Raw genomic sequence first — 24873 nt, 5'->3', positions numbered from 1 at the left:
TTATGAGCATAACAGATAAAGAGGTTTTTAAAGATTATTATAATGACACTCTCGGTGAGCTTATCGAATATGATAAAAATAACGACAGCAATATACTTGAAGTTTTAAAATATTATCTTGAAAATAACGGCAGTGTGCAAAAAACTGCGGAACACTTTTATGTGCACCGCAATTCAATAAATTACAGATTAAACAAAGTACAGGATATACTCGACATGGATATATCTGACCTCGACAACCGCATACAATTGCGGCTTGCTTTTATGGTAAGAGATATGCTTGACTGATTACTCTTTCTCAAATATATCTCTTTTTCTAAATTTCAGATAACCCCATATAATACATATCAAACTTGCAGCTATCAGTACAAAAAAACATTGAACCGTACTAAATCCACTTTTAAGTACAGGCTTCATACGGTATGGCATACCAAGATTCCCAACCAGCAGCCATGACTTCTTATAGGCAGATGCTACAAGCCATATAAACATTATAATAAATACATACACCGGTCTGATATACAAACTTAACACCATCTGTATAATACTTAAAAACAATGCCATAAGTAATGGCAGGATTAACACCGCCACATATAAATTTCTATTCCCAAATTTCATAAAAGACTCGGTTGCCTGTGATTTCATAATATCCAAAGTCGGTTTAAAATTTACAGCAACATTCCTTGAAATACAATAGATAAGTACAGTACAAAAACTCACAAAAAAATAGCATAATGTATAACTTATACTCCACATCAGCTTGCTTATCCACCAGTTTAACCTGCTCTTAGAATGAACAAGAACCTGATAACCCCATCCTTTTAAATCACTCAGCATATAATTGTTGACACCGATAAGCAAAAAAGTAATAAAACATATCCATCTTATCGGAATTACAAATGAATTATACCAGTCAAATTTATATGCCTGACAGCCATCTACAAGATAAATCCAATAATCCATAAATGTACCATTTGATATATTTTCCGTTTTCTGATGTTCTATAATTGATGAGTGTATCCCCGTGCAGGAAAAAAATGCTGCCAGAACCGAAAGTATAAGATAAAGTTTTCTGTGCCATATTCCCTCCAGCCAATCATGCTTAAGCATCTTCATTATTTTCACTATCCGTCACCCCTTTTCAACAATCCTGCCCTGCTGCATACAAATAATATCATCTGCAAGCAGCTGCATTTCCTCTTTATCATGGCAGGCAACCAGAACTACCCTGTTTTCATCACGCAGTCCAAGTATCAACTGTCTTATCTGCTCGACTCCCTCGCCATCAATCGCATTTATCGGCTCATCGAGAAGTACGATCTCAGGACTTCCCATAATGGCAGCCGCAATGCCAAGTCTTTGTTTCATTCCAAGTGAATATTTTCCAAACTTTTTATCTGCCGCATCTTTAAGCCCAACTTTCTCCAACAAATCTTTTATCTCTCCATCAGACACCTTATCATCAAGCATTGCGAGCATTTTCAGATTTTCATATCCCGAATATCTTGGCAAAAAAGACGGGTTTTCAATAAGAACCCCTATACTTTCAGGTATTGAAATATCCCTATGAAGCACTTTTCCATTTATGATTATACTTCCGCGTGTCGGTATCACAAGTCCTGCTATACTGCGCATGAGCATCGTCTTTCCACATCCGTTTTTTCCCTGAATACCATATATCTTTCCGCCTGTAAGCGTTATATTTACATTGTCAAGAATAACATTCTTCTTTATTTCCTTATAAAGGTCTTTAATCTCTATTTTCAAAACTTCTCCCTCCCAATCTTATAATCAGCACATATTTACTATTTTTCACATCCATATTGCAATAAACAATGATTGCATTCCATACCGTCCAAATCTTTACCATTTAACAATTTTTCACACTATCCGCTCCCGCTTTTTATTCAGCACAACGAAAAATCCGAAGCACAACAGTATTGCGGCAAAAATCTCAGTAAATACAGAAAACATACTTCTTCCCTTTATATACTCTGTCATCATAGGATTCATAATATTGGACGGAACATATTTTTCTATTTTTAATTCCATTGCGACATAATCAAATGAAATGTTAAATAAAAATGGAAAAAACATTACAAAAAGACTATTTTTAGCGGCAAATGAAACACATAACGATAATGTTGCAAAAACACCGCCACAAAGCATTATGATAAGCAGATATACTCCAAAATAAAGAAACGGTTTTTCATAATACCAGTCAGACATATTGTTTAGCTGATTGACAAAATTATGTCTTGCAAGCTGATTTGGTTTTATTGCCGGAACATAAAGTAAATTCATCATAAAGCTAAAGACATAAGGAAGTCCCGCTGCAATTCCCCCTGAAATAAATGTAACTATGAACTTACATACCAGATAAATCTCTTTCTTCTTTTTGATATATATATTTTTTAAATATCCTGAGTCCTCATCTTCAAAAAAGCTTGTCCCAAACGGCAATACGGCAATTATCGGCAACAGATAAAAATAAACTCCATTCCAAAAAGTGTACTGTTCACCGCCTATAAATCCCTCAAAAATATTTGCAGGATATATTCCAAGCACACTCTGACCTGCCTTTAACAACTTAACAGCTTCTTTATCCGTTATGATACCACCATATTCATTATGCAAAAAACATATACAAAATGCAGTAAAATGACCTGCCGCCAATATAAGTGAGATTAAAAAAGCCGCTTTGAAACCTCTACCCTTCATACATCTTTTCAATTCAAATCGAAACATTTTATCACCTCACCCTCATAAATATTCCACCGGCTGCCTGACCTTTTTCCAGATTATAATTTTCACTGTCAGCATCCGCTAAACTTATATACAGCTTTTTACTATCATCCCCAATATAATACCTATAATATTTATCCTTATCGTTATGATTTTCAGCCAGATAGAATATACTCTTTACATTGACCTCAGAACCGGCACCAACCGTATAAATTGAACTGTATTTTTTATACTTAACATTTTTGTCCATACTCATAAAATAAAATTCTGTAGTCATTTTTCCGATATAATTATGTAACATTGGATAAAAGTATATTGATCTGTCGCTTTTTGTGTCATTGACAAATGTGAAATTCACAACAACAATACTAAAATCTGCTTTCTTGTTGCCATACCTGTCAGACCAGATTATTTTATCATCTTTCCCAATGCAGGCTTTGTTAAACGGTTCTCCATCAACATCCTCGCCAAGTTCCTTATATCCACTAAACTTTTTCCGATATATCTCACAAGACTCCGCATATACCTTAATACCATTTTTTACATATGGTTCATCCTGTTTTAATATGGTGTTCTCCTTAGTGTCAGGCAATGAGACTTCCTCGGTATCATTTTTAACGAGGTCCTCATAGATAAGTTTCGCATCATCATCCGCTTTTACATATTCTGTATGCGACAATTTTATATTTTTCATCACAGGATACCCCGATACCATAATAGAGTTATCCATATTTTGCATATTTTTATAAATGTCTTTATCAAAAACCCTGTCGCTTATCTGATATACCAGTTTAACCTTATATGAACATTGGGATTTTACGCCTATCCCCGAAGCCTTATTTATGTATTCCACCTCTGTCGGTAAAAAATCAAAAGCATAATTTTTATCAACATACAGTTTATATTCAAAATATGGGATTTCTTCTGTCTTGTCACCTGTATTTGTAACTTTCAGAACAACAAAAAAGATTTTCTTATATGAGCGTAAAACATCATTTCCCCCATCAAATTTTTCATAATAACTTCCTTTATATGTATATAAATTCCTGATTTCAGGATATTCTTTAACATATTCTGCCACATCATATAACTTCTGCTCCGCCACCTCAATTTTAAGATTTCCTGCCTGCACAGATTTACTGTCCGAAACATATTCAACCTCAGCCTTAGCATTATCTTTGTTTACATATGATATACGCACCATATAACAACATACCAAAATAATGCTGACAAAAGTCATAGCTATGTATCTTAATTTTTTGTTCATTTTACCTTTTCTCCTTCTTAAGTTCCCACCTTATTATACGCTATATTATTATCGTTTTTAAAGCAATCATGCCTACGCCATTTTTCTCCTTTTCTCAACAATCCCAAGTATCAACAGACATACTCCGACAAAAATATATCCCTTAACATCCCTGAAATCATTTAACCTAAACTTTTCCCATATCTCATCAAGTATCGACTGCGACAACAGCGTATATCCTAATACAGATACCACCGCCGCAAGTATCGACCTGAATGTGAATGTCATAAATATTATCAGACCAAAATAAAATACACTCTGAGCCATAAACATTTCTATTGTATCAACATCAACTTTCCAAACTTTAACCGCAAACACAGAAATAGGAATAATGCTTAAAATATATATTGCAAAGTAAAAAAACATCTCCGGCATCTTATTTTTGTCATATATCCTTATAACTTCACTCCCAATCCCTTCAACATATTCCTGCAATATAAGTATCATCCACCATACCGACATAAAAGGAATAAAATATGAACCGTTTTCTGCAAAATAATAATCTTCCTTATTCATATATGAAGCATTTGCACAAACTACTACAAATAACGGTAATACTATGTAATTGACTATAAACGGGAGATATTTTGTTTTTCCAAGTCCTCTCCATTCAAGTCTTATCTTTTCAAACCACGCACCTAATCTTCTTTCAGTAAACATAAATAACCATCCTCCACTGTGGGCTCAATACCATCTTCAATGACATTTTTTGTAATAACACGATATATTTTTCTTCCATCCTTTATATATGACTTCTCTACAAAAAGTATATTGTCATCACCAAGAGCTTCTTCCGGTATCTCTATTATCCTGTTTTTTGCACATTCCTGTATCTGCTCGACCGTTCCCTGCTTTTTTATCTTTCCGTCACTTGCTATAAGCACACTCTCACAGCACGCCTCAACATCCTCAACTATATGTGTTGATATGAGTACGATACTATTGCCCGTGAGATTATTTATGATATTTTTAAATCTCATTCTCTCCTCAGGGTCAAGTCCTGCCGTAGGTTCGTCAAGCAGGATAACATCAGGTTCACCGAGTATTGCCTGTGCAATGCCAACTCTCCTAACCATTCCTCCCGAAAGCTTTCTGTTCTTTTCATCCTTTTTATCATAAAGATTTACCTGCTTCAGACAGCTATCAATCGCAGCTTTTCTATCTTTCTTTGAAATTTTCTTAAGATTGCAAAAATATTCCATCATCTGGTAAACCGTAAGCTCCGGAAACAGCCCAAACTGCTGTGGCAGATAACCTATCTTTATTTTTTGTTTTTTTATATTTTTTCCATTAAACAAAATCTCACCGTTATATGTATAAATATCTGCAATACAACGCATCAAAGTTGTCTTTCCGACACCGTTTGGTGCCAGGATAGCATATACCCCACTTTCCAAAGTACAGCTCAATTTTTTTAACACTTCATTCTTTTTAAATTTCTTTTCTATATTGCATATTTCCAATCTGTTTTTTATTTCCGAACTCATTTTTCACCCTCCAGCGCATATTTAAAATAATTTTTATCACTTTTTTTCAAGTTCTGTATATAATCCGGAAAGTCCATCAGTCTGCCATAAATTCCCGTATTAGTAACACAACAATATTGTTCTCCACCAGTATCATATAAAACAACCTTTTTCCCTGATGAATCAAATCCGTATTTTTTCAACATTTTAACAAGAATATCAACATATTCCTTACCTGTTGTAAAAAGATCTTTGTTCATAGCCGAATATAAAAGATTTATTCCTTTGTATTTCTTTTCCACAAAATAAGGACTTCCTGTAATTGTCAAGCCTGTTGTGTTCCCACTAAAACATTGATAATTTCCATTCTTATCCGTCTCTTCAAGATTTACATTAACATTATAATGTCCTTTACCTAAAACACTGACTTTGAATTTCGGATTATTCTTAAGATAATTATGAGCATATTTCTGTTCATCATTGTTATAAACCATATGCCATCCGGGTATAGGATAATAAGCAAAACTTCCCGGAAGATTCACCCCCTGGGTTGTCGCATAAAAAAATCTGCAAAAGCCTGAATATTCAAAAACAATCTTCTTTATACTTTCTTTTGTATTGATTATATTTATATAATCTCCACCCGTTACTGAATATTTTAATTTTTCTCCTTTTTCATTTGTTATATTTTTTATTTTGTAACCATGATACATTGTAAACTTATATTCATTTAAATTTGTTTTGTCAGGTACAACTTCCACCTTTCCATTTAAAACATCTGATATTTCATATGTCATATCATAACTGACCGCTTTAAAATTATCATGGTATTTTTTTACCTTTTTAATAATGTTTCCACTATTTGTATCATATTTTGATAAATATTCATCATAATAAATCTGCTCATGTGTCCATGCATCCGAATTAGAGGCAACATCAAACATATAACAAGCACCCGAAGGCATCTGGGCAATTATCAATGATGCCACTGTTACTGCTGACAAAACAAACTTTTTTATGAAAGCATTCTTATTTTTTATACAGACAAGTGTTATACATAATAAAATCCAAAAGATAATTCTATAAATGTGCGTATTCTCTGCCGTAAGAAAATAATTGTCATCTAATAATGTATTTGCACTCCTATAAAACAATGCAAATATTAATGATTTATTACACATTTCATAACTATGTCTAAAAAGATCCTGTAAAAAAAGATTAAATGTATCACTAATAATAAAATAACTACATATTAATATGCTTATTCCAATAATTCTTCTGGTAAACTGTGCTGAAAAAAATCCAAAAAATATTGCCGTCAGTAAATTCAAAACAACATAGATAATCAATACTCTAAATGAATACCATATATATACAGAATTAGTAATATTCTTTATATTATAATATCTCAGATAACCTGCAAAAATATATACTGCTGTCAAAATATCAAGAATAAACACTATAGAGAAATCATAAAAAAACTGCTTCTGTTTTCCAAATCTGCCTGCGTATATCGTCTCCTGTAAACTTTCCTTTTTTATCTGATAAAATATCTCATAAGATAATATGCTAAACAAAAAAATAATATAGGCATTATTTTCAGACTGTCCTGTATTGGCAGATATGGTCTGTCTACCCATTTAATTTCACTATCCCTAAATATATATATCGTAATCAGGAAAAAAATAAATATCATAATCGAAACCATAATTTTATTTTTAATAAATCTCTTAAAACTTAATTTAAACATAATGTCTTCTCCCTAAACAAACAATTCATATCTCCCACCCTTATTATCTTACAGCATTATGAATTGTCTTGATAATTTAATTTGTATTACTCAAAGTTGCATATCCACGGCACTTTTTCTTCAAAATACACATATATCTTTCTCTCAATTCAAAACATTATCACTTTTTATATTATTTGTCAAATACTATTTACTAAAAGGTATTTATGCTATACTATTTATTATAGTTTATATTGACATATAAAATTACTTGTAATATTATTAAATAGTGTACTGTATTTTTTTGAAAAATGATGACATATCGCATTAAATATAGTACACTGTTCACAGAAAGGTGAATGATTATGCCGAAAACAACGAGAAACAAAAATAATATAAAACATGGAACCATAGAATTAGTTCTATTATTGCTTTTGCAAAAAGAACAAAAATATGGCTATCAGCTTTCTCAGGAACTTTCTGACTTTAGCGAGGGAAAGTATGAGCTTAAGGAGACTACCATGTATCCGACATTATATCGTCTCACACAAAATGGTTACCTAAGTTTTGAACAGGTCAAGGTGGGCATCAAAAGAACCAGAGTTTACTACCTTATTACTGATGCCGGTCGCGAATATCTGCAAAAAATCATTGATGAATACAATACAATAACACAGGCAATCAGTTTGATTATGCAGAAAACCGGAACCATATCCTGACTGAAATCTGATTTTTAATATATAAAAACAACTACGGGCACTATAAATATAAGAGGAAAAATTATGAAACATAAAAAAAATAAAGCACTTAAAAAATATCTCCATGATGTTAAAAAAGACTGTCATGGTAATTATAAATCAAAAAAACTATTTATAGAACAGTTAAAGGACTCTTTAACAACATATACAGAGGAAAATACAGACTATACATATGAAGATTTACAACTTACATTTGGAAATCCTCAGGAATTGAGCACTTTCTACGAAATACCTTCAATAGCTGCAACAGTCAAAAAAGCATTTCGTAGAGCAATTGCGTTTTCTATTATTATAGTCAGTGTATTTCTTATAGTACATACTGCTAAATACTTTTATGGTAAATGGGATTATTCAAGAGGATATGATATTGAAATACAGGGGGCTCCTGATGAGATTGACGATAATATAAATCCTTTTACACATGAAACAAACCCGCCAGCAATAAAAACTTACAATTTTGGAACTGACTATGCTAAATAAAACAGGAGCAGCTATATGATTACAGCACGACAGATAAAAAAAATAGTAAAACAAGCTTACCCTTTCAATAAATATCCTTTTGCTGAAAGGCGTAAATTACGCAGACTTCTTACTGATGAAATACTCAGTTATCTTGAAGAACACCCTGATACTACATTTGATGATTTAAAAAAACTATTTATCAATGAAGAACTTGCTTTTTTATCTGACACACCAAAATTTCAGATTAACCTAAAAATTTTATTTTTGATTTTTATTATAATTGTTTTAATTTGTATAGTTGTTATATTTATTGCTAATCAACTACATCCACCTATATATTATTATAAAATAAAATAAATGTGCTTAACACTTATTAGTTATAAAATATTTAAAACAAAGACCGTATATATCGTCACTTATATATGCGGTCTTTGTTAGTATATAACACTATAAAGGAAGTCCATTCTACCCTTTCAAAACAACCACCTTTTCCACAACCTTATCATTCTCAACAAGTTTAATCACAACTCCCTTATAAATACTGCCATTATCATCATTATCTTTGAGATAATCTTTTCCGTTTTTAATCAACAGCTCTTTGAGTTTCTTTTTATTTTCCTGTTTCACGACAACTGCCGTTGCCATATACCATTCTCCGTCAATTTTTTCTCCTGTTTTCTTATCATTATAAGTGTATTCTCCATCTTCAAGGCAGTCGAAAAAGTATCTTGTATTTTTAATATCATTATTTTTAGTACCTTTTAAAATAGACACCGAAGCATCCATGCTATCAGATTTTACCGAATTTTTATCCTCTTTAAGCTGTGCCGTCGTACTCCTATCATAGTCCGCATATCCTACGGACACATTCTTTATCGCCTTACCGCTCTTATCATCAACCTCACATTCATACATGACTACATTTGATGAGCCGTTATCCATATACTTTACCAATGATGCTTCGGCAATCTTTAAAGCCTGTTTGTTTGTCACATTCCCCTTAGCCCTGACTTTTATCTTGCCGCCCCATCCTTTTATTTCTTTACCATCTCCTGATAAATACTTTACTTCCTTATAATCCACACCACTCGATTTTACTTCAAAATTCTTTGCAAAATCCTGTGAAGCGAAATATTCTGCCGATATATCCGCAAAAGAAATATCAGCTTTTTCACTTTTGTTCTCGTTCTTTGAACATCCTGTAACTATGCCTATTATCAGAAAAAATACCAAGACCATAAATTTCTTTTTCATGCCAAGACCTCACTTTCACGCATAATCTATACCTTAACCATTCTGATTCCTCATCATTAATTCCACATCTGTTCCTGACAGCTTTATTCCAAGCACCAAAATTCCAAGTAATACACTGCCGGCTGCCTCAGCCGCTAATATCACGGCAAATATGATATTTTGATAAAAATATGCCCTTATTATATAAGCCGCTGCAACTGCCGCAATAAATACAAGCATTAGTATATTTCCGGCAAATTCAATAAGTATCATTTTACGGCTCCGTCCGTTCATCAGTTGTATTCCGAACTTGTCCTTATTTAATTCTATCTTTACCGTTATATTCAGCATAAATGAAAAAGCATTTGACACGGCTATCAATATAACAAACAAAAACAGTGTATTCACAAATTTTTCCGACTGATTTAAAAATGTAATTATCGCAGGTGTTGAATTTACACAATATCCGACATTCAGATGATTATCTCTTAAAATCTCATTAATCTTTTTCTGGACTGCAAGAACATCTGCATTACTGCTGTCCTCACTCATAACTATAGTTCCATTGTCAAAATTAAAATAATTCATCTGCATAAAAAATTTCTGGCTTGAATTATGTGCATCATCTTTTATGTCAAAAATTGGCATTATAATATAATAATCAAGCAGTTTCTTATTTCCACCTCTCTGCTCAAGTGTCCTGTCCGATATAAATTCTACATTTTCCTTTAAAAAACCTGTTATCTTTGCCTTTCCAAATCCTTTTATCCCGAATGTCTCTCCGAGCTTATAATATTTCTCATATTTATTTCCCAAAACTACAGGAAATGTCTTTTGTTCAAATTTATAAGTGAAATCTTTTTTATTAAATTTTCTTCCCTTATCAAGCTGATTAAGATAAATATCTGACGCATTTTTATCCATCTGACATACCGCTAGTGAAATAATTTTTCTGCCGTTTTCTGACTCCTCAGGCTCATCAGCAAAATCAACATCACCAAAGCTCTCCTGTGCAGAAGTTGTAAACAGTCTGTAATCAGAGTTCTTTAAATGCTTTTTTAATCCATCAAAATCCACATCTGCACTGACTGATGACATATCAGCCCTCATATACATAAAATCTTTTTGTTTATCAATCTGTGCTATCGCATTTCTCACATTTTTATAAAAATCAGGCTGATTTTCATAGTGTATTGTATTTTTATCATCATTATTTTGCAATGTATAAAACTTATATCCCATTTTTTCATTTTCAACCCACTTCTGGGTATCGATATTTACATAATATGTACCTATTTCAATAAACAAAACAAAAAATACTACAAACTGTACTACCAGCATGGCATCATGAAATCTTAACGCTCTAATGCGTCCGTATTTAAGTGTCCTGCATAAATTTATATAAGTAAATACTGTTCCTGTCAGAAATATCAATAAAAAAACTATGATTATCACCGATATATTCATTTTTTTAATTATCCCCAAAAATCTTGCAGCCATTGTGAGCAGTGAACCTGCCACACTTCCAGCCAACACCGCAGTCCCAAACTCCGATATAAGATTTATGGCTATCTGAAACTTTGATGCTCCCATTATCCTTCCGGCTTCGATAAAACTAAATCTGCAATGAAACCAATAACTGAAACCTATTATAAATGATATAAAAAATGAAACCGTAATCTCACCATATATCATTCTGACTTTCTCAGTTAAATAGCTGACTTCAAGATAATTTGAAATTATCATCAGCACGCACAAATCAAGAAGCATAACAACAAGAAACAATATAATACTTCCCTTAGGTAATTTATTTCTTATTTTCATCCACAATCTCTCCATCCCTGATTTCTATTATACGGTTACACTGTCCGGCTATCTTATTGTCATGCGTAACAATAATAACCGTTTTTCCGCTCTCATTCAGTTCTTTTAAAACTTTCATAACATTTCTTCCGTTCTCCTCGTCCAAAGCTCCTGTCGGCTCATCCGCAAGTATTATCTCCGACTCTTTCACTACTGCTCTTGCGATTGCGACTCTCTGTTTCTGACCTCCCGACAGTTGGTTAGGATAAGCCTTTATCTTACTTTCTATCTCAAAATATCTGAGTGTCTCAGTAACCTTTTTTCTTATCTCACTTTTCTTTCTTTTCTGATATTTAAGAGGTAATACAACATTCTGATATACATTTTTATCATCTATCAATCCGAAATACTGAACTATAAAACCAATCTTATTTTTGCGAAACTCCGTTGCAACACGCTCCTTAGAAAAATCCATTTTATTGTTTTTATAATAATATTCACCTCCGTCCGACCTCATCAGACTGCCAATTATATTTAACAAAGTAGATTTTCCCGAACCGCTTTTTCCTATTATTGCCACAAGTTCTCCCTCATCTATCTTAAGAGAAATATCCCTCAATGCAGCAACCTTTCCGTCACCCTTTCCAAAGTTTTTTGTAATATGCTCTAATCTCAATAATTCCATGCCTTTCCCCTCCCTTTAAACATCACTATCCGTTTTTTATATAGTAGTTTATCTTTCTTTCATTTGGCAGAGAATTTTCTTACAAGTTTCTTACAAATTCATATTGACTGAGCAAAAAATAAGGAGATACCGGACTGAATATTAAGAAAAAAGTACATATCTGAAAAATAAAGAGACACTAACGAAAAAGGCACATCAAACATAATATGCCTGATGTGCACTACTCCTATTTTACTATCTTATAATATGCCCTCGATGTCACCTTAAATACAAGATAATAGATAACGGCAAATACTATTATCGTGGCTGCCAGACATCCTGCAAACAATTTTTCATTATTAAGATTTAGCATTTTAAGAATTCTGTTTACCATCGGAAATGCCGCTGTCACATGAACTGCTGCCGCAAATATCGGAAGAACAAATACTATCCTTATCTGTGATTTTATCGTATCTTTTACTTCCCTGCTGCTCATTCCGACCTTTTCAAGTATCTGGTAACGCTCTCTGTCATCATACCCCTCTGTAATCTGTTTGTAGAATATTATCATTACCGTCACCATCAAAAACATTGTTCCGAGGAAAATTCCAAGGAAGAAAAGTCCACCATATAAAAGATAAAAATTCTGCTCATTTTCCTGTCTGCTCTCAACCCAATATGACGAAATTTCCTTTTTGTCATTTTTATTTTCCTTAAAATACTTCTTGACTACATTGTCTATCTTTTTATAAGCCGCTGCTTTCTGCTTTTTATTTCCGGATTTAAAATCAAACCTGATTTTATTTGTATAGTAATTTGCCCCCTTTCCAAGCATTTTTTCCTGCATATCATATAATTCCTGCACACTTTCATCATTATCAAGAATTATATATCCCAATCCATTAAGTGTGCTTATCATATATAAATCATTATCTTCCATATGTTCAAAGCTTTTATTAACTTTATAATTCTTACCAAATATTTTTATATCTTTTTTATCGTATTTTTTATTTAAAACAACTACTGCCTCACCCTTTGAAATGTTCCCTATTTTATCTTTAAAACTATTATCCCTTTTGATGAAATCATCTTTTGAAAGTATATAAAAGAGATATGAGTTCTGAAATGACAAATGTTCTTTATCAGTTGTAAAATTATCTCCCTTTTGCCCTACAAAAACTGATAAATACGAAAACGCTTTTTTATTTTTTACTTCCGCACTATCAATTTCATCAAATATGGCTTTTTCTATTTCACTGCTTTTGTCAATTACACTGTTATAGTCAACCGTGACACATACATCGTTAGGATACCTTGCCATAAGTTCATCCTGTATTCCGACATACATACTCACCGTTGTTGATATTACTACAAGCACCATTGTTGAAAGAATACATATACTTGCAAGTCCTGCCGCATTCTGTTTCATTCTGTAAAGCATACCTGAAACTGCCATAAAATGTCTCTTATTATAATAAAACTTTTTATTGTTTCTAAGTAATTTTAACAATGCGATACTTCCCGCCGTAAATAACGCAAATGTTCCGATTATAACCAGCAGCACGGCAACAAAGAAAAGTGTAAGTACATTTAGCGGATTTTCGGTTGTTATCGCTATATAATAAGCTACTGCAAGGCATACTACTCCTATTATTGTCATCAAAATCTTTGTTTTTGGTTCTCTCTCACCTACACTTGTGCCACGCAGGAGTTCAATAGGATTTGCCAGTTTTATCTGCATAAAATTATATAAAAATGTCAGCAAAAATAATATTCCAAATGAAACTACACATAAGATAATTCCGTGTATATTAACAAAAAATTCTACTGTCTTGTGTATGCCTATAATTCCATATAAGACCATAAGGATAAATTTAGAAAATGCTATTCCCACGATAATTCCGCATACCAGAGAGATTATTGCAAAATAAATAGTTTCTACAAAAAGAACCTTTGATAAATGTCTTTTTTCCATTCCGAGAATATTGTAAACACCTATTTCTTTTTTCCTTCTTTTGATGATGAAACTGTTTGTGTAAAACAAAAATATATATGAAAATATTACTATAATTCCGACACCAAGTCTGAATATGATTGCAAGACTGTCCGCCCCCATTATTTTATTAAGTCCTTTATTGTCACTTAAAAATGACATCATATAGAGCATTGCAACCGTAATTATACTTGAAATTATATATGGTATATAAAACGGTTTGTTATTAGACAGATTTGTCTTTGCCAGTTTAAAATATAATTTACCCATCTGTGATTACTCCCTTTTTTAATTCTTAATCGTTCACTTTGTCTCCTCCGGTTGTAAGTACCGTCAGCGTATCAGAAATCTTTGCATAAAGCTCCTCATTTGACAGACCACCTCTGAATATCTGATGAAATACTTCACCGTCTTTTATAAATAAAATCCTGTTTGCATGGCTTGCCGCCTTTGTACTGTGCGTTACCATAACTATCGTCTGACCGTTTTCATTTATCTCATTGAAAAGTCCTAAAAGGTCATCTGTTGCCTTTGAATCAAGTGCCCCTGTAGGCTCATCAGCAAGTATAAGTTCCGGCTCCGTTATAAGTGCCCTTGCCACTGCCGCCCTCTGTTTCTGTCCACCGGAAACCTCATACGGATATTTCTCAATTATCTGTTCGATACCAAGCATTTTTGCTATCGGACGAAGTTTAGTTTCCATCTCATTATGTTTCTTTCCCGCAAGCACGAGCGGAAGATATATATTGTCTTTAAGTGAGAAATTGTCTAGCAGGTTAAAATCCTGAAAAACAAAGCCTAGATGCTCCCTCCTAAATGAAGATATTTCCTTTTCCTTGACCGTTGAAAGATTTACTCCGTTTAAAAGCACATTGCCGGCTGTAGGTTTATCAAGTGCCGCCAGAATATTTAACAATGTTGTTTTTCCCGAACCCGACTCTCCCATAACCGCAACATACTCGCCTTTGTCTACAGAGAAATTGATATTCTTAAGTGCCTGCACCTGATTGCCCCCAAATCTTGTAGTGTAAACTTTCTTTAAATTTGAAACTGATAATATTTCCATGACTTCCACCTTTCTTATAACAAAACTTTTTAAACATTTGCAAAACTATCATAATCCGCAAGTCAAACTGATATTCGCAATTCGCATGACTTGCATTGCTTTCTGTTCTGATATTATCCTAACAAAAAAGAGAAATGTCTGCTATCGAAACAGCTTACATTTCTCTTTTATTTCTTACATTTTTGTAAGATACACTCTCACTTTTGTTCCTTTTTTCTCCTCCGACTCTATCTCCAATCGGTGTCCAAGTTTATCTGCTGCCTGTTTGCACAGATAAAGTCCGATACCGGTTGATGTTTTATTTTCGTGTCCGTTATAACCTGTATATCCTTTCTCAAACACTCTCGGTATGTCCTCTGCACTTATGCCTATGCCCTCATCTGCAATCTCAACAAAAATTATCTTGCTTTTACTTTCTTTTTCAACTCTTTTTTCAATTCTGTCAAAAACATTTTCACAATTTTTATATTTTATTTCTTCTTTATCAACATTATTTAACGCATCTGTTTTTAATGTGTTCATTCCGATACTAATTGTTATGCTTCCAGACTTGGTGTATTTAACCGCATTTGATAAAAGCTGCTCTATTATAAATCCAAGCCATTTTTCATCACTCATAACCGTTATGTCAGTCCCATCATAATTCATGGCAAGTTTTTTTCTTATAAATATCTTTGCATATTTTCTTATCGACTCTCTTATCACTTTGTCCAGTTTTACTTTTTCAAGTACAAAATCATTTGTTTCTGATTGCACACGCTGATATTGAAGTGCCATTTCCGTGTATTGTTCTATCTGAAAAAGTTCATTTGACAATTCTTTTTTTAATTCACCAAAACCCAGATATATCTTTTCTAATTCATCCTCTTTGTTATCTGTATCTATATATTCAGTGTCTAATCCGGTGGCATTTATACTTTCTTTATATTCATTCTTTAATTCGACAGCATTTATATTTTCTGCATATTCAGTATCTAATCCGGCAGCATTTATATTTTCTTCACTTTTATTTTCGTTATCGGCTACAAATTCAGATATATCAGTCTGCAATAAAAGACGCATTGCTGCTATCGGTGTCTTTATCTGATGCACCCACATCCCGTAATATTGCAGCATTTCACTGTCTGCCTTATCCTTGTCTGCTTTTATTTTTTTACGGCTTATTATCTGATTTTCTACGATTTCCTGATACAACTGCTCAACGCATTCTGAAGTCTCAGGCATATCAGACTGTTCATCAATATCAAGCAATGATATTCTTTTAAGCTTATTGTATTTGATAAGATAATTTATAAAGCCACTAAAAAAGACTATTATAAACACCATACTTTCAAGAATAACTCCATATATACAGTCATTTTGTTTCATGCCAGAAAGCCGCATAAATACCATTTGAAATAATATAAGGACTGCACAAAAAACAACCCATAATACATTCGTTTTTATATATGATACAAATATCTTCATAATATTTTCCATTTTAACCTGGCACAATGAATAATTGATACATTGAATACACCTACACTTTCGATAGTACATTTATGCTCAATTTATCAAAGATTTAATTTAGTTTATATCCAAGACCCTTCTTTGTCATTATAAAATCATCAAGACCTATTTCCTTAAGTTTTTTTCTAAGCCTGTTCACATTGACTGAAAGTGTATTTTCATCTATGTAATCATCACTCTCCCAGATTTTTGCCATAAGGTCATCTCTTGATACTATCTTTTCCTTATTTTCCATAAGTGTCTGTAAAATCTTAAGCTCATTTTTTGTAAGCTCTATTTGTTCATCTTTATAGTTAAGTGTCGCATCTGTAAGATTAAGTATCGCATCCCTGTGTGATATAACACTGCTGCCCACCGAAAAGTCATAACTTCTTCTTATAAGTGCCTGTATCTTTACCGTGAGCACATCAAGGTCAAACGGCTTTGAAATAAAGTCATCTGCCCCCATATTCATAGCCATAACTATGTTCATGTTATCGGATGCCGATGATAAAAACATAATAGGAAGTTTTGAAACTCTCCGTATCTCACTGCACCAGTGATAGCCATTGTAAAATGGAAGTTTTATATCCATAAGAACAATGTGCGGTGAATAATCGGTAAATTCTCCCATAACATTTGACAAATCCGCTGCTATATGTACATCATACTGCCACTGTTCCAAATGTTTTTTAACCGTCCCTGCTATAATATCATCATCTTCAACAATCATTACTCTATACATTTTTTAAGACCTTCTAAAACATCTTCATAATGCTCCATAAATACTCTGTGATGCTTCATTGCAAAATCAACATCCCCATTTTTGACCGACTGCTCAATATCCGCAGCCTCCTCATGGAGTTTTTGAGCACCTATTGTAAGACTTGTTCCCTTGACCGCATGAACTTCAATCTGGTAATCTTTCCAATTTTGATTTTTAAAATTCTTCTCAATAGAAGCTGTCATCTCCCCCTCGACAAACTCCCCGACAACCTCCTCAAAAAGTTCCTCGTCATCTCCACAGTACATAATACCGGTTTCAATGTCAATCTCCGGAAGTATACTTTCAATCTTTTCGATAAATGTCATAATTTTTTCCTCCTGTCACTTAATCTATCATACTGTTGTTATATTTTTATCAGCTCAGCACCCAATAAATGCTTAACTGTATTTGGTATTTTCTTGTTTTCATCACTCACTAATATTAAATCATATTTCATATGACTTGCTTCTTTAGCAAAAATAAAATCTACTATATCTCCCTCTTTGCTCTTTTCTACCGCAGAATCTTTAACCCTTAAAGACATAGGAAGAAAATAATTATTTTTATTTCCAAATTCACTCATATCTTTCACTAAACCCAATGTAAACTCCAAATTAGTCAAACTCAGCTTATAAGTCACTGTCAATGTTTCCATATCTTTCAAAATACATACCACTTCATTTGTTAATTCGGGTAATCTTTTCAAACACGGTAATTTCTTTTTGGCATTAGCATATGGATGACGCCCATTAAAATAAAACTGCCTGTTTGTAAGATGCCCTTTCTTCGCATTTCTGTAAAACTCCTTAGCCGATAAATTAGTTTCAACACCGGTTAAATGAAGAAAATGATTTATCGGAAAAGAAACTTCAAAAAAATCTTCTCCATAAACATATAAAAAAGACTTGCCTGCCAATTCACTACTATATATCCTTGCCGAGTCTATAATATATTGTCTTATAAAATTCTTTTTATTTTCTTTTGTTGCCATCTTTCCCCCATATGTAAAAAGAGTGTGGCAAAACCACACTCCTCTATCAAATTCATATAAAAGAGTTTTATGCTGGTTGTCAGCCTCGATACCCAGTTAAAGTATCATAATGACATGGAAATCATTAAGTCCTCCATGTGGACTACAACTTTATCCTAGCTGCCAGGCTCGATACCCAGTTAAGATACCATAAATGAAATGGAAATTTAACCTGCTCCATTTGCAGCCCAACTTTTAACGATGCTCTTACATCGAGAATATTTCTATTCTTACCTATATTATATCCAATTTATTAAAAAAATCAACTTTATCTACCATTTTTATGCAACAATTTAAACATTAAAGATAATTGGCAATACAATAAACTTGTTCATTGTATTGCCAATTATTATTTTATAGTAGAATAATTTTTATTTATTACTTCTTATATCATTTTATCTACTTCACCAAGCACTTCATCCATAATATCCATCGCTGCCCTGAGTTCATCCTCTTTTATGATAAGCGGAGGTGCCACGATTATGCAATTTTCATGTGAATATGTAGAAAATCCTTTTTTCTTAAGTGAACCGATTATCTTACCCATTGTATTGTCCGGGTCTGAGTTGTACTCAACAAGCGGTTCTTTTGTTGCCTTGTCCTTTACAAGTTCAAGTGCTGAGAACAGTCCCTTGTAACGGACATCTCCTACACATGGATGCTTTCTCTTTAATTCCTCAAGAATTTCTCCGAGTATCTTGCCCATTGCCTTTGAATTTTCAACAAGTTTTTCCTCTTTATATACATCAAGTGTTGCAACACCTGCCGCACATGAAAGCGGATGTCCTGAATATGTAAGTCCACAGAGAAGTTTGTGGTCATCAAAATATTCTGCAATCTTCTTTGACACGATTACACCTCCGAGCGGTGCATATCCGCAGGTTACACCTTTTGCAAATGATACAAGGTCAGGTTTTACATCCCAGTTCTGGAATGCAAAATACTCTCCCGTTCTGCCCCAGCCCATCATGACTTCATCACATATCATCATTATTCCGAACTCGTCACATATATCTCTTATTCCCTGAAGATAACCGTCAGGAGGAATGATACATCCGTTTGAACCGGTAATTGTCTCACATTCGATAGCTGCTACCGTTTCAGGATTTTCATAGATTATCTGCTCTCTGAGTTTTGCAAGATAATATTTTGTTGCCTCTGCTTCTGACTTAAATTCTATAGGCTCTCTGTAGATATATGGGTCGAAGAATTTAATATATCCAGATACGCCGTTTGTCTCACAGTTAAATCTTCTAGGTTCACCTGTAAGATTTCCTGCACCCATTGTTGAACCGTGATATGAACGATAGCGGCTGAACACCTTATTTCTTCCCGTATAAAGCCTTGCTATCTTCAATGCATTTTCATTTGCATCTGCACCGCCTAATGTAAAGAATACTTTTCCCATATTATCAGGTGCAAGCTCGATAATCTTTCTTGCAAGCTCTGATTTTACATCAACGGCATAACCAGGTCCGATAAACGGCAGTTTGTGAGCCTGCTCTGCTATTGCATCTGCGACTTTCTCATTGCCATAACCGATATTTAAGTTTACAAGCTGTGAACTCATATCATAATATTTATTGCCGTCGGCATCATAAAAATAAATTCCCTCAGCTTTTGTAACTACCATCGGGTCAAGTGTTCCCTGAACACTCCATGAATGTAATACATGCTCTTTATCTAATGATTTAATCTCTTCCTTTGTCATATCTCTCATAATATACCTCTTTTCTGCACAAATCTTGTACCCTTAACTTTTATTTCCACAAAGCATCATATATTTTTAATACATCATCTTTTGTAACATCTTTAATTGTATTTCCGGGACTTCCGCTTGCCAGTGCATCATCCGCCATCTTATCAACAGATGCGAAGAATTTTTCCCTGTCAACTCCATATTCCTCAAGTGTAGGAATTTCACAGACTTTACAGATATTTTCAACAGCATCCAGAAACTTTTCTGCTACTTCTTTGTCACTGTCCGTCTCTGCCGCAACCTTAATGGCTCTGCCAAGGTCTGCAAATCTTTCGTATGCTCCGTCAAGTGCAAATGAAAAACATTCTTTCATAAGCATTGCATTTGACATTCCATGCGGCACATGAAACAATGCACCTATAGGTCTGCTCATTCCATGAACTATCGTAACTGATGAGTTGTTGATAACAACCCCTGCCTCAAGTGCCGCAAGTGCCATCTGCTCTCTTGCTTCTTCGTTACTTCCGTCATTGTATGCAATCGGAAGATATTTGGAAATCCTCTTTACTGCAGATACTGCAAATGTGTCCGTAAGCGGCTGAGCCTTTCTTGAAGTGTAACCCTCTATCGCATGGGTGAGTGCATCGAGTCCCGGTGCCGCTGTCACCGATTTAGGTGAGGTCAATGTAAATGTATAATCAATAATCGCAACATCAGGCATAAGCACCGGCCCTTTGAGTAGCATTTTTATATCTTTCTCACTGTCTGTGATAATAGTAAACCATGTCGCTTCTGAACCTGTTCCCGCCGTAGTCGGAATAGCTATCATCGGCGGTACTTCATTTGTAATAATCTTTCCCATATAATCAGAAATTTTTCCTGGGTTTGTGACAAGTGCTGCAATAGCCTTCATTGAGTCAAGCGGACTGCCACCGCCAAGTCCTATAAGAAAATCGCAATTTTCTTCTTTATAAACTTTTAAGCCGCCCTCAATCATCACATCAGTAGGCTCTCCGGTTATATCTGTATAAATGGCATATTCTATCGACAATTCATCAAGAATTTTTGTTACTTTTGCGACATTCCCGACTTTCTCCATAACTCTACCGGAAACGATAAGTGCTTTCTTTCCGGCTTTCTTAAAAACATCTTTTGCATTATTTAATGCTCCGGCACCTGAAATAATCTGCTTAGGCATAACAAAATTACTGCTCATCTTATCCCTCCATTCATTTATTCTACATTTAAAAAGCAGACAACTAAGGCATTTATCGTTACTCAACCGCCTTTGGTCGTCTGCTTTGTTTTTGTTGAACATATAATATCATCATGTCAGATAGTTTCATATAGCCATAATATACAAAGTATTTTGCACCGATTTGTTCACTATGGACAAATCATTTTTTCACCTTCAAAATCAACACTGCCTGCCACACCAGACCTCAATCATCCCAGATAATGCATTATCTTAAATGCAAGCCGCAGATTAAACTGTACCGTCACATCTTTAAGGTCTATATTCATTATCTCCTCTATTCTTTTTATGCGATACTTCACGGTATTTCTATGCACATAAAGAGCGTCCGTTGCCGCCGCTATATTGCAGCCCTGTTCCAGAAAAACCTCCAATGTGTGAACCATGTCACTCCCATTTTCATCGTCATATTGCATAATTGCTCCAAGTGTCTCCGTCAAAAGATTGCGAAGCACCTTATCATCGGACAGATTAAAAAATATCCTGTATATTCCTATCTCATCATAATATCTGAGATTTCCCGTCCCACCATCTGTCTTTATAACTTTGTTCGCTTTTCTCGCTTCTGTAACACTCTTTTTAATAGAATCTGCTCCAATAAATACTTTTCCTATTCCCATGCTTACAGAGACATTTTTTCTGCTGTATCTGAGATTTTCCTCAATTTCCTTTCTCTTCTGACGCATCAGCTTATGAACCTTATCACCGGCTTCAAGCTCGATAACCGCCGCCACTCCATCTTCCTCTTTCAGGTAAAGAAGCTGGTTCTGCCTGACAAACGACATTCTGACTGCCCTCAAAAGCTGTTCCGATATATCGTCATTTTTTGAATTAATGGAACTATTTTCATTCTTGCTTTCACCGTTTTCATTAACCTTCTCAACAGATTTTGTCTGACTGCTGTTATCTTCCGCCTCACCACTCACATAAATGGCGATATGCTTCTTCTCTGCATTATATTTAAAAAGCTCTATTCTCTCCAATGCTTTCTTTTCATCTTCATAAAGAAGTTCCGTCATAAATTTTTCAACGGATTTGTTTGTCTCCTCTTTACTATATTTATCATAATAAATCTGTGAAATTATCTCCGAAACATGAATTTCATAAGGCAGTGACAGCAGCGGAAGATTAAGCTCATTGGCAAGCTCGATAATATCATCCGTCACTTCCTTAATATATGGTCCAACCTCAAGCACAACACCAGCCACCTGTTTTTTTGACAGCTCACATATTGCTTCTGTCAGATCCCTTTTCACATCACGAAAAGCAACACCACTCACAAAAATGAGTTCTCCTCTCTTGACCCAGTCCTGTGCCTCTACTATCTCAACGACATGAGCACCCGAAATCTCCCTGCCAAGAATAGACTTGCCTGCAAGAAGCTTTGCCTTTTCCAGTCCCTTAAGTTGAAATAATTCATCGTATGTCATTCTTTACTGTCCTCCATGCATCAACTTACTTAAATTTTTCTGTCTATTCCTTATTCATAAAACGATCCCATTCCTGCGTATCGTGATTTGCTTTCACTACAAGCAGATACGAAAATTCCTCATATTCTATCTCAAACTCATAAACATTTTCACCCGAAATTTCATCCCTCTTAACCGTTGCTTCAAGCATATATTTATCTGCAAGCAGGTCAAATGTCTCCTGATACTTATCTACAGGAATTATCTCGTCAGGTATCTCCCTCTGGAACACACCATCGGCATTGTAAACTTTCACTCCCTCTTTAACAAATGAAGTAACTACTCCGTCCTGAAGCTTCAATACAAGGTCATTTGTACGCATCTCACGAATATCCCTGTTACAGGAATTGTCAGCAGCTATCATAACATTGTCAAGATATAAAAATACATGACCGCTTTTAATCTCTATCCCACTTATATGAGCCTCGTCAAAATTAAACTTTTCAAATTCATCAACTGTTCTAAAATTCATCGTATTTCCTCACTTCCTTATATTATGTACTCCCGGTATCTTCTGAACGAAAAGTTTCGAGAGTACATATATTATCTGAAAAAGGGACACCCAAAAGATGTCCCTCTGTCTATACACTATGTATATAGCACTCAGTCTATTTATAATCATCAAGATGAACAACAACATCTCCGAGGTCAATAGAGTTTCCACCAACTGAAGCTGTAGACACCTCTTCTTCATCCTCTGATTCATCCTCGCTGAATTCAATATTTATATCGCCGTTGTCAATCATAGACTGGAAAGCCTCAACTGCTGTCTGTGCAATATCGTCATCCTCGATAGGTTCAAAATTAGGATCTCCGTCCTCATCCTCAAAATATCTGAAGATAAGCACCTCTCCCTGACCGCTCTCAATAGCTTCCTCATCCTGTTCCATAGGCATAAGCACGGCAAATTCATAATCAGGATACTGCTCCTCAAGCTGAAAAACAGCCATAACTGCTGCTTCTACTTCGTTTCCCTCCTCATCATTGAGAGTGATAACTGCTACTTCCTCACCATTGTTGTTAAAAAATAAGTTTGCATTTCTATCGTTCATAATAATCTCCATTTCTTCACTTTTTTATAAATAGTCCCTTGCATCACAATGTTAAACTATATCAGAAGTATATCATATATGTATGGCGAAAAACAATAAAATACTGATTATTTAATCAAATTTAGTAACAGTTCAGCCATAAAAATATAATCGGCAATATCTAAGCCTGCTCATTGTATTGCTGATTATATTATGTATCATCCTATTTATTCATTATTTTTTCTTCTAAGCTCATCACGCTGCTTTTCTGCAATAAACTTTTCGATACCAAATGGCTGCCTAAGGCTCTTGCATCCGACAACAGTCCTGCCGTCCTCAAGGCTCTCCTCCCTGACAACCTCTCCTATAAATACCATCGGAATACGCTCCTTACCACCATGATAAAAAACTGCTTTTATCTGCTGCCCTACCCAGCCGACAATTCCATCTATTTCCTCACTTCTTATAACAAGCGAAAATCCGCCTATACTTACATCCTTAAGTATAGCTTCCGTAGTCACATTGATACTCGCTAACTGTGCGTTGACATAACTCCCCACATATACTCTGAAATCATCTCTCCTGTTTACTTGAATACCCTCTTTATCACAAAGGACTATATGATATTTTTTATTGTCGAGCATCGTTATCCCTACCTCGACATTTATATACTTCTCCGGTAATGGCTCAGTTTCGACAACTATATTCTTAATAATATCATTATTTGAAAAATTTAAAATCTTATCATCATGCTTAATCGGCTCAACGATTATATGACCTTCACCTGCCTGGACAATGCTCGTATCAAACTCAAGTGTATTAAGACCTGCACTTGCCGTCAGATGAACTTTAGCACCACTTTGCATCTCACTTAATTTTTTTCCCATCTCTCGTTCCTCTCTAAAGTCGTT

At 34.3% G+C, this 24873-nt stretch carries 26 protein-coding genes; 4 read left to right on the top strand and 22 right to left on the bottom strand.

Annotation, left to right across the window (positions count from 1 at the left end):
• The first annotated feature begins 2 nt into the window (after positions 1–2).
• Entirely contained in the window at positions 3–287 is a 285-nt protein-coding gene (locus DWZ63_RS11240; RefSeq protein WP_118499947.1) for a helix-turn-helix domain-containing protein, read from the top strand.
• Here DWZ63_RS11240 and DWZ63_RS11235 read toward each other — a convergent pair whose 3' ends face one another.
• The 7 genes from DWZ63_RS11235 to DWZ63_RS11205 form a co-directional block, all read right to left on the bottom strand.
• Positions 288–1124, bottom strand: coding sequence for a hypothetical protein (locus DWZ63_RS11235; RefSeq protein WP_118499946.1), 837 nt, complete (start codon positions 1122–1124; stop codon positions 288–290).
• A gap of 6 nt (positions 1125–1130) precedes the next feature.
• Positions 1131–1766, bottom strand: a complete 636-nt coding sequence (locus DWZ63_RS11230; protein WP_022013936.1) for an ATP-binding cassette domain-containing protein — start codon at positions 1764–1766, stop codon at positions 1131–1133.
• A gap of 114 nt (positions 1767–1880) precedes the next feature.
• Positions 1881–2747: a hypothetical protein gene (locus DWZ63_RS11225; protein ID WP_055940739.1), complete on the bottom strand. Its 867-nt coding sequence runs from the start codon at positions 2745–2747 to the stop codon at positions 1881–1883.
• A 4-nt stretch (positions 2748–2751) separates the two neighbouring features.
• On the bottom strand, positions 2752–4011 hold the full coding sequence (locus tag DWZ63_RS11220; protein WP_118499945.1) for a hypothetical protein: 1260 nt from the start codon (positions 4009–4011) through the stop codon (positions 2752–2754).
• Positions 4012–4083: 72 nt separating this feature from the next.
• On the bottom strand, positions 4084–4710 hold the full coding sequence (locus tag DWZ63_RS11215; RefSeq protein ID WP_147353229.1) for a hypothetical protein: 627 nt from the start codon (positions 4708–4710) through the stop codon (positions 4084–4086).
• Entirely contained in the window at positions 4689–5537 is an 849-nt protein-coding gene (locus DWZ63_RS11210) for an ATP-binding cassette domain-containing protein (protein WP_118499943.1), read from the bottom strand. Before DWZ63_RS11210 ends, DWZ63_RS11215 begins: the two co-directional genes overlap by 22 nt.
• Positions 5534–7156: a hypothetical protein gene (locus tag DWZ63_RS11205; RefSeq protein WP_118499942.1), complete on the bottom strand. Its 1623-nt coding sequence runs from the start codon at positions 7154–7156 to the stop codon at positions 5534–5536. The genes DWZ63_RS11210 and DWZ63_RS11205 overlap by 4 nt, the downstream gene beginning before the upstream one ends.
• Positions 7157–7610: 454 nt before the next feature.
• Here DWZ63_RS11205 and DWZ63_RS11200 point away from each other — a divergent pair, with 454 nt between their 5' ends.
• The 3 genes from DWZ63_RS11200 to DWZ63_RS11190 all read left to right on the top strand — a co-directional run bounded on the left by DWZ63_RS11200 (position 7611) and on the right by DWZ63_RS11190 (position 8822).
• On the top strand, positions 7611–7964 hold the full coding sequence (locus tag DWZ63_RS11200; RefSeq protein ID WP_055940729.1) for a PadR family transcriptional regulator: 354 nt from the start codon (positions 7611–7613) through the stop codon (positions 7962–7964).
• A gap of 63 nt (positions 7965–8027) precedes the next feature.
• Positions 8028–8483, top strand: a complete 456-nt coding sequence (locus DWZ63_RS11195) for a hypothetical protein (protein WP_118499941.1) — start codon at positions 8028–8030, stop codon at positions 8481–8483.
• Positions 8484–8498: 15 nt separating this feature from the next.
• The gene (locus DWZ63_RS11190) at positions 8499–8822 is read left to right on the top strand and encodes a hypothetical protein (RefSeq protein WP_118499940.1); all 324 of its coding nucleotides are present in this window, start codon (positions 8499–8501) and stop codon (positions 8820–8822) included.
• A 108-nt stretch (positions 8823–8930) separates the two neighbouring features.
• Here the strand turns inward: DWZ63_RS11190 and DWZ63_RS11185 are convergent, their stop codons facing one another.
• The 15 genes from DWZ63_RS11185 to DWZ63_RS11115 form a co-directional block, all read right to left on the bottom strand.
• Positions 8931–9719 (bottom strand): hypothetical protein, encoded by a 789-nt coding sequence (locus tag DWZ63_RS11185; protein ID WP_118499939.1) that lies wholly within the window; start codon positions 9717–9719, stop codon positions 8931–8933.
• Positions 9720–9752: 33 nt separating this feature from the next.
• The gene (locus DWZ63_RS11180) at positions 9753–11522 is read right to left on the bottom strand and encodes a hypothetical protein (RefSeq protein ID WP_118499938.1); all 1770 of its coding nucleotides are present in this window, start codon (positions 11520–11522) and stop codon (positions 9753–9755) included.
• Positions 11506–12186, bottom strand: a complete 681-nt coding sequence (locus tag DWZ63_RS11175; protein WP_118499937.1) for an ABC transporter ATP-binding protein — start codon at positions 12184–12186, stop codon at positions 11506–11508. Before DWZ63_RS11175 ends, DWZ63_RS11180 begins: the two co-directional genes overlap by 17 nt.
• 226 nt (positions 12187–12412) lie before the next feature.
• Positions 12413–14428, bottom strand: coding sequence for an ABC transporter permease (locus DWZ63_RS11170; protein ID WP_118499936.1), 2016 nt, complete (start codon positions 14426–14428; stop codon positions 12413–12415).
• A gap of 25 nt (positions 14429–14453) precedes the next feature.
• On the bottom strand, positions 14454–15224 hold the full coding sequence (locus DWZ63_RS11165; protein ID WP_118499935.1) for an ABC transporter ATP-binding protein: 771 nt from the start codon (positions 15222–15224) through the stop codon (positions 14454–14456).
• Between the two features lie 174 nt (positions 15225–15398).
• A complete protein-coding gene (locus DWZ63_RS11160) occupies positions 15399–16691 on the bottom strand; it encodes an ATP-binding protein (protein ID WP_182431508.1) in 1293 nt (430 codons plus the stop codon).
• A gap of 94 nt (positions 16692–16785) precedes the next feature.
• Positions 16786–17457 (bottom strand): response regulator transcription factor, encoded by a 672-nt coding sequence (locus tag DWZ63_RS11155; RefSeq protein ID WP_055940708.1) that lies wholly within the window; start codon positions 17455–17457, stop codon positions 16786–16788.
• On the bottom strand, positions 17445–17804 hold the full coding sequence (locus tag DWZ63_RS11150; RefSeq protein ID WP_022013721.1) for an Hpt domain-containing protein: 360 nt from the start codon (positions 17802–17804) through the stop codon (positions 17445–17447). The genes DWZ63_RS11155 and DWZ63_RS11150 overlap by 13 nt, the downstream gene beginning before the upstream one ends.
• A gap of 38 nt (positions 17805–17842) precedes the next feature.
• A complete protein-coding gene (locus DWZ63_RS15785) occupies positions 17843–18469 on the bottom strand; it encodes a PBECR4 domain-containing protein (protein WP_182431507.1) in 627 nt (208 codons plus the stop codon).
• Positions 18470–18893: 424 nt separating this feature from the next.
• On the bottom strand, positions 18894–20228 hold the full coding sequence (locus DWZ63_RS11140) for an aminotransferase class III-fold pyridoxal phosphate-dependent enzyme (protein ID WP_118499933.1): 1335 nt from the start codon (positions 20226–20228) through the stop codon (positions 18894–18896).
• Between the two features lie 40 nt (positions 20229–20268).
• Positions 20269–21423: an iron-containing alcohol dehydrogenase gene (locus tag DWZ63_RS11135; RefSeq protein WP_118499932.1), complete on the bottom strand. Its 1155-nt coding sequence runs from the start codon at positions 21421–21423 to the stop codon at positions 20269–20271.
• 230 nt (positions 21424–21653) lie between these two features.
• A complete protein-coding gene (locus tag DWZ63_RS11130) occupies positions 21654–22892 on the bottom strand; it encodes a PucR family transcriptional regulator ligand-binding domain-containing protein (protein WP_118499931.1) in 1239 nt (412 codons plus the stop codon).
• Positions 22893–22935: 43 nt separating this feature from the next.
• Complete coding sequence (locus tag DWZ63_RS11125; RefSeq protein WP_118499930.1) at positions 22936–23403, bottom strand: subtilin biosynthesis sensor protein SpaK; 468 nt, start codon at positions 23401–23403, stop codon at positions 22936–22938.
• Positions 23404–23539: 136 nt separating this feature from the next.
• A complete protein-coding gene (locus DWZ63_RS11120) occupies positions 23540–23983 on the bottom strand; it encodes a DUF1292 domain-containing protein (RefSeq protein WP_055940693.1) in 444 nt (147 codons plus the stop codon).
• Positions 23984–24189: 206 nt separating this feature from the next.
• The gene (locus tag DWZ63_RS11115; RefSeq protein ID WP_055940690.1) at positions 24190–24849 is read right to left on the bottom strand and encodes a PilZ domain-containing protein; all 660 of its coding nucleotides are present in this window, start codon (positions 24847–24849) and stop codon (positions 24190–24192) included.
• Positions 24850–24873 lie beyond the last annotated feature (24 nt).

Source organism: Clostridium sp. AF34-13 (assembly GCF_003477845.1).
Lineage (GTDB): Bacteria > Bacillota > Clostridia > Lachnospirales > Lachnospiraceae > Butyribacter > Butyribacter intestini.
This window is presented reverse-complemented; position numbering and strand designations above follow the sequence as displayed.